The organism is Streptomyces sp. NBC_00637 (genome assembly GCF_045161545.1).
Lineage (GTDB): Bacteria > Actinomycetota > Actinomycetes > Streptomycetales > Streptomycetaceae > Streptomyces.
Window position 1 is genome coordinate 1338603 of record NZ_CP109046.1, and the last position, 13038, is coordinate 1351640.

Annotated in this window: 11 protein-coding genes and 1 pseudogene; 6 read left to right on the top strand and 6 right to left on the bottom strand. The window is 70.5% G+C overall.

Going from position 1 to position 13038, the window contains the following annotated elements:
• Positions 1-14: 14 nt before the first annotated feature.
• Both OG440_RS05810 and OG440_RS05815 read left to right on the top strand, forming a co-directional pair.
• Positions 15-833, top strand: coding sequence for an endo alpha-1,4 polygalactosaminidase (locus tag OG440_RS05810; protein WP_406005751.1), 819 nt, complete (start codon positions 15-17; stop codon positions 831-833).
• Positions 815-1141, top strand: a complete 327-nt coding sequence (locus tag OG440_RS05815) for a hypothetical protein (RefSeq protein ID WP_406005752.1) — start codon at positions 815-817, stop codon at positions 1139-1141. Before OG440_RS05810 ends, OG440_RS05815 begins: the two co-directional genes overlap by 19 nt.
• Here OG440_RS05815 and OG440_RS05820 read toward each other — a convergent pair.
• From OG440_RS05820 to OG440_RS05830, 3 genes are all read right to left on the bottom strand, one after another.
• Positions 1095-2141, bottom strand: a complete 1047-nt coding sequence (locus OG440_RS05820; RefSeq protein ID WP_406005753.1) for an SPFH domain-containing protein — start codon at positions 2139-2141, stop codon at positions 1095-1097. The two genes, OG440_RS05815 and OG440_RS05820, sit on opposite strands and share 47 nt — an antisense overlap.
• 4 nt (positions 2142-2145) lie before the next feature.
• The gene (locus OG440_RS05825) at positions 2146-2577 is read right to left on the bottom strand and encodes an NfeD family protein (RefSeq protein WP_406005754.1); all 432 of its coding nucleotides are present in this window, start codon (positions 2575-2577) and stop codon (positions 2146-2148) included.
• 231 nt (positions 2578-2808) lie between these two features.
• Positions 2809-3681, bottom strand: a complete 873-nt coding sequence (locus OG440_RS05830; protein ID WP_406005755.1) for a universal stress protein — start codon at positions 3679-3681, stop codon at positions 2809-2811.
• 342 nt (positions 3682-4023) lie between these two features.
• On the opposite strand from OG440_RS05830, the gene OG440_RS05835 reads away from it, so the two are divergent.
• Entirely contained in the window at positions 4024-4305 is a 282-nt protein-coding gene (locus OG440_RS05835) for a hypothetical protein (RefSeq protein WP_406005756.1), read from the top strand.
• A 147-nt stretch (positions 4306-4452) separates the two neighbouring features.
• Here the strand turns inward: OG440_RS05835 and OG440_RS05840 are convergent, their stop codons facing one another.
• On the bottom strand, positions 4453-5808 hold the full coding sequence (locus OG440_RS05840; RefSeq protein WP_406005757.1) for a chloride channel protein: 1356 nt from the start codon (positions 5806-5808) through the stop codon (positions 4453-4455).
• Between the two features lie 388 nt (positions 5809-6196).
• Entirely contained in the window at positions 6197-9559 is a 3363-nt protein-coding gene (locus tag OG440_RS05845) for a discoidin domain-containing protein (protein WP_406005758.1), read from the bottom strand.
• 370 nt (positions 9560-9929) lie between these two features.
• Here OG440_RS05845 and OG440_RS05850 point away from each other — a divergent pair, with 370 nt between their 5' ends.
• Genes OG440_RS05850 through OG440_RS05860 form a run of 3 tightly spaced genes read left to right on the top strand, consistent with a single transcriptional unit; the run spans position 9930 to position 12099 of the window.
• Positions 9930-10997, top strand: a complete 1068-nt coding sequence (locus tag OG440_RS05850) for a Rieske 2Fe-2S domain-containing protein (protein WP_406005759.1) — start codon at positions 9930-9932, stop codon at positions 10995-10997.
• Entirely contained in the window at positions 10994-11167 is a 174-nt protein-coding gene (locus OG440_RS05855; protein WP_406005760.1) for a hypothetical protein, read from the top strand. The genes OG440_RS05850 and OG440_RS05855 overlap by 4 nt, the downstream gene beginning before the upstream one ends.
• On the top strand, positions 11164-12099 hold the full coding sequence (locus OG440_RS05860) for a PDR/VanB family oxidoreductase (RefSeq protein WP_406005761.1): 936 nt from the start codon (positions 11164-11166) through the stop codon (positions 12097-12099). The genes OG440_RS05855 and OG440_RS05860 overlap by 4 nt, the downstream gene beginning before the upstream one ends.
• Here the strand turns inward: OG440_RS05860 and OG440_RS05865 are convergent.
• A pseudogene (locus OG440_RS05865) lies at positions 12014-12897 on the bottom strand (IclR family transcriptional regulator C-terminal domain-containing protein). The gene OG440_RS05860 and the pseudogene OG440_RS05865 overlap by 86 nt on opposite strands.
• Between the last annotated feature and the right edge of the window lie 141 nt (positions 12898-13038).

The window sequence follows — 13038 nt, forward strand, 5'->3', positions numbered from 1 at the left end:
GTGAGGTATACGGCGTGAGGTATACGGTACGAGCGATCCTGACGGTGTCCGCGCTGGCGCTGGCGCCGGCGCTCGCGCTCTCCGGCTGTTCCGGAACCGGCGGCGCCGACGGCGGGGACCCCCCGAGGCACGCGTCCTGGTGGCAGCCCCGCCCGGGACTCGCCTGGCAGTGGCAGCTCGACAGCGAGGTCGACCCGTCGGTGGACGTGCCCGTCTACGACATCGACGGCTTCGAGAACTCCGCCGCGGACGTGGCCCGGCTGCACCGCGACGGCCGCAAGGTCATCTGTTACGTCAACGTGGGCGCCTGGGAGAACTTCCGGCCCGACCGGAAAGCGTTCCCCGGCTCGGTGCTCGGCGAGGAGAACGGGTGGGCGGGCGAGCGCTGGCTGGACATCCGGCGGATCGACGTCCTGCGGCCGATCATGGAACGGCGTTTCGACATGTGCCGCGACAAAGGCTTCGACGCGGTGGAGCCCGACCTCGTGGAGGGCTACGGCAACGACACCGGTTTCCCGCTGACCGCGCGCGACCAGCTCCGCTACAACCGCATGATCGCGGACATCGCACACGAACGCGGCCTCGCGGTGGGCCTCAAGAACGACCTGCCGCAGATCCCCCAGCTCCTGTCCCACTTCGACTTCGCCGTCAACGAGGAGTGCGCCGAGTTCGGCGAGTGCGCGCTGCTCTCGCCCTTCATCACGGCGGGCAAGGCGGTCTTCCATGTCGAGTACGCCGAGCCGACGAGCAGCTTCTGTTCCGAAGCCCGGCGGCTGAAACTGTCGTCGATGCAGAAGAAACTCGAACTGGGCGTGTGGCGCAAGCCCTGCTGACAGGGCGGCGCGGTCGGCCGGCGCCGTCCTCGTCGGCGCACTCGATCGGCGTGGTGCCGGCCGCGGCAGGGCTCGCCGAACGCACCGCCCTGCTCGCGGACCACCCGCTCGACCGCGTCTCCGACCCGCTCGTCGCGCATCCGTTCCTCGTCGCCGCAGCCCTCGCGGCCGTGGCAGCGGCCGCCTGGGCGGTACCCGGCCTGCGCACGACCGAGACCGGAATTACCGCAGATCTCGGTGCGCTCGAGCCGCCGCTCGCCGTCAGCGAGGCGGGTGAGACGGGTGAGACGGGCCGCCCTCGGACGTGACGCCCTCGGCCTCGGCCGCGTCGGCCAGGGCGGCCGCGGCGGCCTCTTCCGCCTGCGCCTTGTCGCTGGCGGCCTGGGCGACCATGTCGTCCGCGGGCTTCTCGCGGGTGGCCGGCGACTGGGGCAGCACCTCGGTGAAGGCACGGGACATGCTCTGGAGAGCGGAGGTGATCTCGCTGGGGATCACCCAGAAGTTGTTGCCCGAGCCCTGCGCGAGTTGAGGCAGCGTCTGGAGGTACTGGTAGGCGAGCAGTTTGGGGTCGGGGTCGTTGCGGTGGACGGCTTGGAAGACCTCGTCGATGGCCCGGGACTGGCCCTCCGCCTGGAGGATCGCGGCGGTGCGATTACCCTCCGCCCGCAGGACGGCCGCCTGTTTGTCGCCTTCGGCGGTGAGGATCTGCGACTGGCGCTGCCCCTCGGCGCCGAGAATCGCGGCCCGCTTGTCCCGCTCGGCCCGCATCTGCTTCTGCATGGCGTCCTTGATGGACTGCGGAGGGTCGATGGCCTTGATCTCCACCCGGTTGACCCTCAGTCCCCATTTGCCGGTGGCCTCGTCCAGCACGCCGCGGAGCTGGCTGTTGATGGTGTCGCGTGAGGTGAGCGTCTTTTCCAGGTCCATGGATCCCACGACATTGCGCAAGGTGGTGACAGTGAGCTGTTCGACCGCCTGAAGGAAATTCGCGATCTCGTAGAAGGCCGCCCGTGGGTCGGTGACCTGAAAGTACAGAACGGTGTCGATCTCGACGACCAGATTGTCCTCGGTGATGACGGGCTGCGGTTTGAAGGAGACGACCTGTTCGCGCAGATCGATCACCGGATGAACGCGGTCGATGTAAGGGATGACGAGACTGAGGCCGGGAGTCAGGGTGCGGTGGTAGCGGCCCAGTCGCTCCACATTACGAGCGCGCGCCTGGGGCACGATACGGACCGCCCGCACCACGGTGAAAACCGCGATCAGCGCGACGATCAGGCCGGCAACGAGGAACGCCGTGGTTTCCATGGTTTCAGTCCCGGGGGTAGACGATCGCGGTGGCGCCGCTGATCTCCATGACGTCGACGGTCTTTCCAGGAGGAATCACCAGCGTCTCGTCGTAGGCGCGGGCCGTCCACTCCTCACCGTCGATACGGACCCTGCCGCCCCGGCCCGTCACCTCGGAGACGACGTAGGCGGCCCTGCCGATCAGCGCGTCCACGCCGAACCGTTGCGCCGGAGGCCGGAGGACGTGGCGGAGCGCGACGGGTCGCACGAACAGCACGCTGACCACGGCGAGGACGGTGAACAGCAGGAACTGGAACGGCAGCGGCAGACCGACCGCGGCGGACCCCGCCGTGACCAACGCGGCCGCACTCAGCATCCCGAGCGCAGCGGTAAGGGTGAAGATCTCCGCCGCGGCCAGCACGGCCGCGGCGATCAACCAGATCAGCCATGGGTCCATTGCGTGCCTCTTCTGACCGGTGTGGGGGCGGAAGGGCCTGACTCCCACCATTGCACCCCGATTCAGGACAGCCGGATACCCCTGGGAGAGAAAACCCTGACGCCCGCCGCCGAGGAGTCCGGCCTCGCGCCGGTGAGCGGGGTCTCCTCCGGGCGACGGGATGCCGGAGTACGCCTTCGGCCCTCGCGGGCTCTACGGCAGGGCGCCCGTGCGCGGCTTCGCCGGCCGGGCTCAGGCGTAGGGGACGACGGCGACGGGGCAGCGCCCGTGATGGATGGCGGCATTCGCGACCGGGCCCAGGTGGGCCGCCACACCGTGCCGGTGCGCACGCCGGCCCACGACCAGCAGCCCGGATCCCTCGGTGGCGTGGACGACGGCCTTGGCGGGGCTGCTCAGAAGGATGCTGTCGGTCACTTCCACCTGCGGGTACTTCTCGCTCCAGGGTTGCAGCACCCTGTTCAGCTCCTGCTGCGCGTCCCGCGTCATCTCCTGCGTCACGCCGTGATCCAGCCCCCACGGCACCCGCGCGTGCAACGGCACGCTCCGGCCGTGCACGACCACCAGCGGAACCTCCCTGGCCGCCGCGGAATGGAACGCGAAATCGAGCAGACCGTCGCACGATCCGTTCAGCTTGAGCGCCACGACCACCGGGCTCTCGGGCGCCGGCCGCGCCCCCACACCTCGCCGCCCCTCGGCGCGCACGAGGACCACGGGCCGTGCCGCGTGTGCCACGATCGGCATGCTGACGTCACCCAGGAAGTAGCTCTCGACGGTTCCCAGTCCCCGGGAGCCGAGCACGATCATCTCCGACTCCTGTGCCGCCTGGAGCAGGGCGTCCTGGGCGTCTTCGGCCACCAGACTCCCCACCACGGTCAGGGCGGGGTGACCGGCCTGCAACTCGGCCCGCGCCGTGTGCACGAGACGCTTGGCCCAGTAGTTCTGATCGACCTTGGACGTGGCGTTCGCGGGCTCCGGCGCCAGCATGGGCCACGCATGCAGCAGACGTAGCGTGCACCTGCGCTTGTCCGCCTCGTCGGCGGCCCACCGGGCGGCGGCGAGACTTCCGGGAGAGCCATCCAGACCCACAGTGACAACCGATTCCATGGCGGCGGCCTCCGTCTCGTTACGAAGCGGGATACGACAGTGGGCTGGGCGGACGGTGGACACGCTCCGGGAACCGCCGACCTTCCGAACACGATGCGTCCCTCCTTCGAGAATTACCCCGATCCCCTCCCCACGCATGTGGAACCGGCGCGCATACCGAGCCCCGGGGGCCTCCGGCCCCGTGCACCGAGCCCTTCGTGGTCCGACGTCCGGCCCTCTCCTGTTCACCGCGTGCTCGTCGCTGTGCTCGATGTCGGCGAGTCGCAGGACGAGAACGTCCGGGTGCGGGCCTGGGCAGTGGGTCGGGATGCGCGGCGGTTTCCCCCGTTGGATGGTGGAGTCATGAACCATCACCACCCGTCCCATCGGACGATCGACATCGACACCCGGCTCGTCAGGATCGGCGCCGTGCTCACCGCGGCCGGTGCCATCGTGGCGAGCGCCGGCATGGCTATCGGGGCCTTGGCCGTGTACACGGCGGGCCGCCGCATGATCCGCGACATGGAGGTGCCGCCGGCCCAGCAGGCGGCCGCGAAGTGGCAGCAGGCCAAGGAAGCGTCCCGCGCGGGAATGCGGGCGTGGCAGTCCGCGTCCGACGCCCAGAACGGGTCGCTCGCCCGCTAGTCCGGCGAGGTCTCTCCACCCACCGGGTCGCCGGCGGCCCGGTGGGCGCAGCGCTGCCCGGGTCCCGGTCCGGGGGGCCGGCCGGCACCCCGGGCTCACAGTCGGCGGGCGGTCGGGCGTCCGGGGTCCTTACGTCTGACGACGAACTCACGGCCGGCGCCGACGGGGCCGTGGCCCCTCCCCCGGCTCCGCGGGAGGGGGAGGCGTCAGCTTCGCCGTCGCGACGTACGAGACCACGACCGCGACGATCACCAGCGGCATGACGGTGAGCCCCTGGGCGCCGATCAGCAGCGTGGCGAGCAGGACGGAGACCAGCGGAAGTCCCAGCATCGCGGCGCTCATCGCTCCGATACCCATCGCGAACCCCGCGAGCAGGCTCAGCCCTGGCAGGTGGGAGAGCAGGATGCCGCCCGCCGCCCCCACGAACATCGCGGGAAAGATCGGGCCTCCTCTGAAGGCGCTGAGCGATACGCAATAGGCCAGGCCCTTGCACAGCACCAGCAACGCCAGGGCTCCCACCGAGAACCCGGCGCTGTGCGTGAGGAACGGGTCCAGCGCCGTCTGTCCCGAATACAACACGTCGGTCGCCGTGCGGCCGGTACCCTCCGCGTAGCCGATCGCCAGTCCCGCCACGACCAGACCCGCGGCCACGGTGGCCGCCACCCGTCGCCTCTCGACGTGCGTCTTGAGCCGGACGGCGAGCCGGCGGATCCCCAGGCCGACGAGTGCGGCCGACAGTCCGATGACCAGGGCCCAGCCGAATTCCGCCACCGTCGGGCGCGTGGCCTCGGGGACGTCGTGCAGTGCCAGCGAGTAGGTGCCCAGCCCGGTCCAGGATCCCAGCCCGACGAAGACGAGCGCGCCGATGCCCGCGGCCAGCAGGCCGGGCACCAGCACCACTGCCATCATCGGCCCGCCCAGCCCGGAGGCTTCCATCAGGAGGAACGCTCCGAGCAGGGGCGAGCCCAGCAGCGAGCTGACGGCCGCGAAACTGCCCGCGGCGCCCAGCACGGCGCTCACCTGCTCCGGCGGGTCCCGTCTGACCATCCGCACGGCGCCGGCGGCGAGTCCGCCGCCGAGCGCCAGAAGAGGGGCCTCGGGTCCGAGGACGGCGCCGAGACAGAGGGTCACCAGAGCGGCGAGGAAGATGCCGGGCAGTTCGACGGGTGCGGGCGGGCCGGCGGCCTTGAACCCGGCGGTCGGTTCATGGCCGCCGTGCCCCGGCAGATGCCTGATCGTCAGCCCGGCGAGCAGTCCCCCGACGGCGAGCAGCGGCAACGGCCACCAGGGCGGCGTGCCGTCGAACCCCAGCGACTTGGGCAGATCCGTGTAGATCAGGGGCTGAAGTTCGCCGACCAGCGCGAGGAAGCCGAACGCGGCCGCGGACACCGGCACGCCGATCAGTGCGGACATCAGCAGAAGCACCAGATACGCGCGGCTCCGCAGCAGAGCGAGCGGGTCCGGCGGCGACGGGGTCCCGGGTCCGGCCTCGGCGACGGGCATGCGCATGGCCTCCTCGCGACGCGGACCTCGTCGGTGCTCTCACGGCCGCGTTCGGCGAACCCGGAACGCTCCGCCACCTGACACGACAGGTGCGGTTCCGAGCCTGGCACGCCGTTCCGGTACGGGCATTCCGACGCCGCCCATGCGGGTCACTCGACGGCCCCGCCCGTCGGCGCCGACGTCACCGTCGAGCTGATCTTCGACGGTGACCGCGGGTCCGGCGGGCAGGGCGCTTGCGGCGTCGGGCCAGGGCTCGGGCCGGGGCTCGGGCGGGGCTGCGGGCACCGGCCGCGGGGTGGTCCGTGGAGAGGTCTGCTGTGCGCACGGGCTGCCCGTCCCGGCACGTGGGCGTGTGCCGGGGCAGGCGGGCCACTGTGGCTGTGGCGTGTTACTTGATGCCGATCTCGGCCAGTTGCAGACGGAACTTGGTGCTCTCGTCGGAGGCGGCAGCGCCGAGTTCGGTCGCCGTCAGGCGCAGGTAGCGGCCGGTGACGGAGGTGAGGGTGTAGGTCTGGGCGGCTCCGCTCGGGTTGGCCTGGCCGGTGACGGTACGGGCTGTGGTGTAGGTGGTGGATCCGTCGGGGCGGGTCTGGAGCGTGAAGTCGACGGGGAAGTTCGCCGAGCCGCCGCCGGCGCCGCTGGTGTCGGTGCGCGGATACAGGGTGACGGAGCCGATGGACCGGTCGGCCCCGAGGTCGACCTCGATCCACACGGGTGTGGCGCTGACGTCGGCGGCGGGGAAGTCGATGCTGGTGAAGCCCTTGGCGCCGGTGACGCTGGTGGTGGTGCCCTCCAGGATCCGGGTCTTGCCCCAGTCGCCGTTCTCCAGCGTGCAGTTGGCCGTGACCGTGGTCGCGGCGGTGGGAACGGTGAGTTCGGCGAGTTGCAGGCGGAACTTGGTGGATTCGTCGGAGGCGGCGGCTCCGAGCCTGGTGGCCTGCAGGCGGACGTAGCGGGCGGTGGTGGCCTTGAAGCCGTACGTCTGCACCGCCCCGTCGGGGTTCTGCTGGCCGGTGACGGTGCGGACGGTGGTGTAGGTGCCGGAGCCGTCGGGGCGGGTCTGGATCGTGAAGTCCACGGGGAAGCCCGCGGTCCCTCCCCCGGCGGCCGGGGTGTCGGTGCGGGGGAAGAGGCGTACGGCGTCGAGGTCGGTGTCGGCTCCGAGGTCGATCTCGACCCAGACGGGGTTCGCGCCGACGTCGGCGGAGGTGAACTCGTTGCTGGTGTAGCCCCGGGCGCCGGTCACGCTGGTGAGCTTGCCGTCGGTGAGCCGGTTCCTGCCCCAGTTGCTGTTCTCCAGGCTGTTGTTGCTGGTGACCGTACGGTTCAGGGCGACATTGTCGAGGCGGCCGGTGCCCGTCGCCGCGAACGTCCAGGTGCCCGGCTGGACCTTGAAGTAGACGTACGAGGAGTCCTTGCCGTCGTAGCTCATCCCGCTGACGGCGCCGGTGGACGAGCCACCGGTGAAGACGGTGGTGCCGTTCGCCTTGATGACGGGCTGGGAGCCGCCGTAGGTGGGGACGCCCACTCGGGCGGTCGTTCCGCTCGGCGAGGTGAGCGTGAGGGTCGTCCGGGTTCCGTCGCGGGTGATGCCGAAGCGGATGTCGCCGTTGACGGTCGGCGTCACCGTGTCGATCTTCGTGAGGGTGCCGGTCTGCGGGGTGACCTCGTACGTCTGCCAGCCCGCCGTGGTGGGACGGACGCCCGCGGCGTAGGCGGACAGCGCGTACAGCGGGGCGCCGTTCCAGGCGTGGTTGTCGGTGCCCTCCGACTTGACCCACACCTCCCACAGGGTGTGGCAGGCGGGGTCGGCGACCTGGGCGGCGTAGCGGTTGCGGATCCGCTCCTCGGCGACGGTGGACGCGCCCATGAGGTAGAGGGCCTCCAGGACGTAGAACTCCGTGTAGGGGCTGGCGTTGAGGTGGTTGCGCAGCACGTCGGTGATCGCCGGGTAGTGGCTGGACGTGGCCAGGCCGGCGACCACGGCGAGGGCGTTGGCCCGGTCGTCGGTGTCTCCGGTGTAGCCGGGCGAGCGGTACTCGTTCTTGGTGGAGTTCCACAGCAGGGTGTCGAAGTTGGCCTTGATGCTGGTGCGCTGGGCCTGCCATCCGGCGACGTCACCGGTGTTGCCGCTGAGATCGGCGAGCTTGGCGGCGGTGTCCAGGGCCAGGTAGTACCAGCAGTTGTTCAGGACGCGGGTGTCGATGTCGCTGCCCCAGTCCTGCCAGTCCCAGTCACCGGCGCGGTGGGACACGAGGCCGTCGCTGCCCAGGCCCCACAGGTCCAGGTACTTCTTCACCGCCGGGTAGGCGCCGGTGACCGTGCTCGTGTCGCCGGTGTAGAGGTGGAACGTCCAGAACGACCACACCGAGGCGAGCATCTGGTTGGGCAGTTCGGCGGTCCAGATCGTCGAGGGCATCGGGGAGTAGAGCGCCCCGGTGTCCTTCTGCCAGGAGGCCAGCTGCGAGATGGCCTTCTTGCCGAGGGCGTGGGAGTTGGTGTCGAAGGTGTAGAAACCTTCCTTCAGCTGGTTGACCACGTCGCCCCACCACTGGGCGCGTTCGCGGGTCGGGCAGTCCATGTAGTTGTCCCGCATGTTGACGTACATGGTGCGGGCGGCCTTGGTCCACACGGTGTCGAGGAAGGCGTCGCTGCTGGTGAACGACCCCTCGAAGTCGGTGTCGTAGCCGGACTCCCGGTACTTGAGGTCCACGATCGTCACACCCGTGGGAATCGTGTAGCGCACGGCGGTACCGCTCATCCAGGCCAGCGGCTCGAACTCCTGGACCCCGCCGGCGCAGACGTAGGTGGCGCGGACGTTGAAGATGGTCTTCTGGTCGATGCCCACCAGGCCTTTGCCGTCGTCGTAGTGGTCGGTCTGGATGCCGATCACCGCGCCGGCCGGGGCGTCGACCTTCAGGTACGGGGTGACCTGGATGTTGGACGGCAGGGTGGCCGATATCGCGGTGGAGCCCTGGCCCGTGGCCGGGAGCGAGGCGGCGTTGGTGTAGGACTTCAGGCCGGAGTAGCGGAACTGCGGGATCGGACGCTGGACGAGGCCGTTCCAGGGAGCGGTTCCGGCGGCGCCGAAGTCGGTGGGTGCGCTCCAGGCGCTGTCGTCGAAGCCGGAGGACTGCCAGTCGGCCATGGCGGTGGCGTTGCGGGCGTCGTAGTAGACGTTCGATTCCGGAAGCCGGAAGTTGACCTGGGTACCGCTGGTGTTGTCCGAGTAGCCCGGGTGGACCTTGTGCCTCCATCCCGTGTCGCTGACCACGCGGGTGGTGGTGGAGCCGGTCGTGACGTCGGACTGGAACAGCAGACCGCCCTTGCCGCTGCTGCTGTGCGAGAAGCCCTCCTTGCCGAAGTACCACACCAGCAGCGCCACCGTGTTGCTGCCGCCGGTCAGGTACGGGGCCAGGTCGATCTCGTCGTAATAGGTGTCCGTACGGTTCGGGCCGCGCTTGAGTCCGCCGTCGAAGACCACCAGGGCGCCGTTCACCCACAGCCAGTACTTCGAGTCGGCCGCGATCCGGGTCACGGCCTTCGAGGGCGCGGAACCCAGGGTGAACGTTCTACGGAACGCCACCCACTGGTTCGCCGAACCGGACGGCGCCCAGAGCCACTTCGCGGTCCACGAGACCGCCGCGGACGCCGTCGGCGCCAGCCCGGGCAGCATCGCGGAGCCCAAAGTGGGGGCCAGGGCCACGACTATGGCCGAGCGCAGAATGTTGCGGCGCGTCACATGGTGCATCGCGTGCTCCTAGGAGATGTGCGGAGAGCGGAGAGGGCGGCAATCGCGTCGGCGGCCCGGGGTCCAAGACGGGTCGGCTTGTTGCTTCCCGGGGTTCTGAATCGTTTCAATCGTGTGTTTGCAGGCGTGAGCGTGACCCCGCCGCAGGCATCGTGTCAATGGCCGCGCAACCGGAACTTGCGGGAGCGGCCCGCATGATGCCGGAAGGGGCAGCCCGGGTTGCGCGCCCGCCGCCGGCGGATGATCGACGGCGGTGGCCGCTCCGAACAGGCCATTCGCCGATCCCCTTCCATGAGACGGAAGAGGTGTTGCGATGCGGTGACGCTCTTCCCGACGATGTCGCCACACCCAACGACGGGAGCCGATCGCCATGCCGCACACGACCGCATTCGCCAGGAACCAGTGGTACGTCGCCGCCTACAGCGCCGAGGTCGGGCGCGAGGAACTGCTCGGCCGGACGATTCTCGGTGAGCCGCTCGTCTTCTACCGGACCGAGGAGGACGGGACGCCCGTCGCCCTGCACGACCGCTGCGTGCACCGCCGCTTCCCGCTGTCGGAGAGCCGGCTGGACGGCGACCGTATCGTGTGCGGCTACCACGGCTTCACGTACGACACGACCGGCGCCTGCGTGTACGTGCCGGGGCAGAAACGCATTCCGCGCACCGCCCGGGTCACCGCCTATCCGGTCGTCGAGCAGGACTCCCTGGTGTGGGTGTGGATCGGCGACCCGACGCTCGCCGACCCGGCGGCGATCCCTCGCGCCCGCCACCTCGACTCGCCCGGCTGGACCACCGTCCAGGGCATGGAGCCCATCGACGCGGACTACGGGCTGCTCGTCGACAACCTCCTCGACCTCTCCCACGAGACGTATCTGCACGGCGGTTACATCGGCACCCCCGAGGTCGCCGAGACGCCGATCACGACCGAGGTCGACGAGGGCGCGGGGATCGTGCGGGTGAGCCGGCACATGGACGACGCCGAGTGCCCGCCGTTCTACGCCCGTTCGACCGGCATCGAGGGCCGGATCACCCGCTGGCAGGACATCGAGTACCACGCGCCCTGTCTGTACCTGCTGCACAGCCGTATCGCGCCGGTGGGCGTCCTGCCCGAGGCGGACGGCAGTGACCCGAACGGCTTCCACACCGAGATCACCTACGCGATCACACCGTCCGACGACGGCAAGGTGTACGACTTCTGGATGGTCTCGCGGGACTGGGCGACGGACGACGCCGAGGTGACCGAGTTCCTGCGGGGCAACAACCACACGGTGGTCATGCAGGACGTCGACGCGCTCAACCTCCTCCAGCGCACGCTCGGTTCGGAACGCACCGGCTACCAGGAGCTGAGCATCAACATCGACACCGGCGGTCTGGCCGCGCGCCGGATCCTCGCCCGGCTGGTGGAGGAGGGCGACAAGCCCGTGGAGAAGGTCCTGTGAGCGGCGGGCCCACCGGCGAGATCTACCGCATCGACTGGCTGCCGGGCACCGACGTGCTGCACGGCACCTGTCACTGCGGCGCCGAGCACACCTCGCAGGACCCGGTCGAGATGTGGGAGTGGATGCTCGGCCACCCCGAAGGACACCGGCCCCGAGGAATCGACTCATGAGCGTCTACGAAGCCGAACTCGTCGTCGCGAGGCGGGAGTTCGCCGCCGAAGGGGTGCTCGCCCTCACCCTGCGCCACCCGCTGGGCGAGCCGCTCCCGGCCTGGGAGCCGGGCTCCCATGTGGACCTCGTCCTCGGCCCGGAGCTGGAGCGTCAGTACTCGCTGTGCGGCGATCCCGCCGACCGTTCCGCCTGGCGGATCGCGGTGCTGCGTGAGCCGGCCGGACGGGGCGGATCCGCCCATGTGCACGAGCAGTTGAGGCCGGGCGAAAAGGTGCGGGTGCGCGGCCCGCGCAACCACTTCGCACTGCGCCCCGCGACGCGCTACCGCTTCGTCGCCGGCGGCATCGGCATCACCCCCATCCTGCCGATGCTGGCGGCGGCCGAGGCGGCGGGCGCCGAGTGGAGCCTGCTCTACGGCGGCCGCACCCGCGCCTCCATGGCGTTCGCCGGGGAGTTGGCGCGGTACGGCGACCGGGTCACCGTCGCCCCGCAGGACGAGACCGGTCTGCTCGACCTCGGTTCCGTGCTCGACGCGCTGCCCGAGGGCACCCTGGTCTACTGCTGCGGACCCGGTGCGCTGCTGGACGCCGTGGAGGAGCGCTGTCCGGCCGACGCGCTCCGCGTCGAGCGGTTCCAGGCGAGGGAGCAACCGGCGGGTCAGGACGACGCGTTCGAGGTCGACCTGGCGCGGAGCGGCCGGACGGTGAGTGTCGCGGCGGGCGTGTCCGTGCTGGACGCCGTGCGCGCGGCGGGGGTCGAGGTGCTCTACTCCTGCACGGAGGGCACCTGCGGCACCTGTGAGACCGACGTGCTCGAGGGCACGCCGGACCACCGGGACTCCGTGCTCAGTCCGCAGGAGCGGGAGGCCGGGGAGACGATGATGATCTGTGTGTCCCGGTGCCGGGGGAGGAAACTCGTCCTGGATCTGTGATCCGGGGGGCGGCTCCTCCCACCGGTCCGGTGTTGCGCAGGTCGGCCTCGATCCGTGCCACGGCGGCCGGCAGCGGTGGCAGCAGGTCCCGGCGGACCGCGGCCGCCGAGGTGCGGCCGGCGGGCACGGCGATGTTCACGCCGGCCACCACCGTGCCGTCCCGGCCGCGCACCGGGGCGCCCACCGACCGCAGCCCGTCCTCCAGTTCCTGGTCACGAAGGCGTACTCCTGCCGCCGTACCCGCGCCGGTTCCGCCCGCAAATCCTCCGGCGCGATCAGCGTCCGGGCGGTGAGCGGGCGCAGCTGTGCCCGGTTCAGGCGGAGTTCGAGCTCGTCGTCCGCCAGGGCGGCCGGCATCACCCGGCCCACCGAGGTGACGTGCGCCGGGAAGCGGGTGCCGACGCTGATGACGGCCGACATGATGCGGGTGGTCGGCACCCGGGCGACGTAGACGATGTCGTCGCCGTCCAGGACGCACAGCGACGAGGATTCCTTCACCCGTGCGACGAGGTGCTCCGGATGCGGCTCGGCGACCTGGGGGAGCGTGAGGCCGGCCAGACAGGCCTAGCCGAGTTCCAGCACCCGCGGCGTGAGCCGGAAGAGCCGGCCGTCGCTGTGGACGTATCCCAGGTCCGCGAGGGTGAGCAGCAGGCGTCGGGCGGCCGCCCGCGTCAGCCCGCAGGCGCGGGCGACTTCGCTGAGGGTGCGGGCGGGATGCCCGGCGTCGAAGGAGCGGATCACCGCCAGGCCCCGCTCGAAGGACCTCACGAAATGCGGTGCTCGGACCACGGTGGACATGCCGCCTACCAGACTGTCAACAATTTCGTCAGCCAAACCCATTGACCCCGCCGGACGGCGGGCTCTACGTTCCCTGCACGCCAATCGAGCACTACTGTGCGGTGTGCGCACAGCCTGTCGGAACACCGTTGTCTGCACAGG

Bases quoted from the DNA above. Each gene is read 5' to 3' on its own strand.
- OG440_RS05820 (WP_406005753.1), bottom strand. From the start codon at position 2,141: ATGGAAACCACGGCGTTCCTCGTTGCCGGCCTGATCGTCGCGCTGATC.
- OG440_RS05825 (WP_406005754.1), bottom strand. From the start codon at position 2,577: ATGGACCCATGGCTGATCTGGTTGATCGCCGCGGCCGTGCTGGCCGCG.
- OG440_RS05830 (WP_406005755.1), bottom strand. From the start codon at position 3,681: ATGGAATCGGTTGTCACTGTGGGTCTGGATGGCTCTCCCGGAAGTCTC.
- OG440_RS05835 (WP_406005756.1), top strand. From the start codon at position 4,024: ATGAACCATCACCACCCGTCCCATCGGACGATCGACATCGACACCCGG.
- OG440_RS05840 (WP_406005757.1), bottom strand. From the start codon at position 5,808: ATGCCCGTCGCCGAGGCCGGACCCGGGACCCCGTCGCCGCCGGACCCG.
- OG440_RS05845 (WP_406005758.1), bottom strand. From the start codon at position 9,559: ATGCACCATGTGACGCGCCGCAACATTCTGCGCTCGGCCATAGTCGTG.
- OG440_RS05850 (WP_406005759.1), top strand. From the start codon at position 9,930: ATGCCGCACACGACCGCATTCGCCAGGAACCAGTGGTACGTCGCCGCC.
- OG440_RS05860 (WP_406005761.1), top strand. From the start codon at position 11,164: ATGAGCGTCTACGAAGCCGAACTCGTCGTCGCGAGGCGGGAGTTCGCC.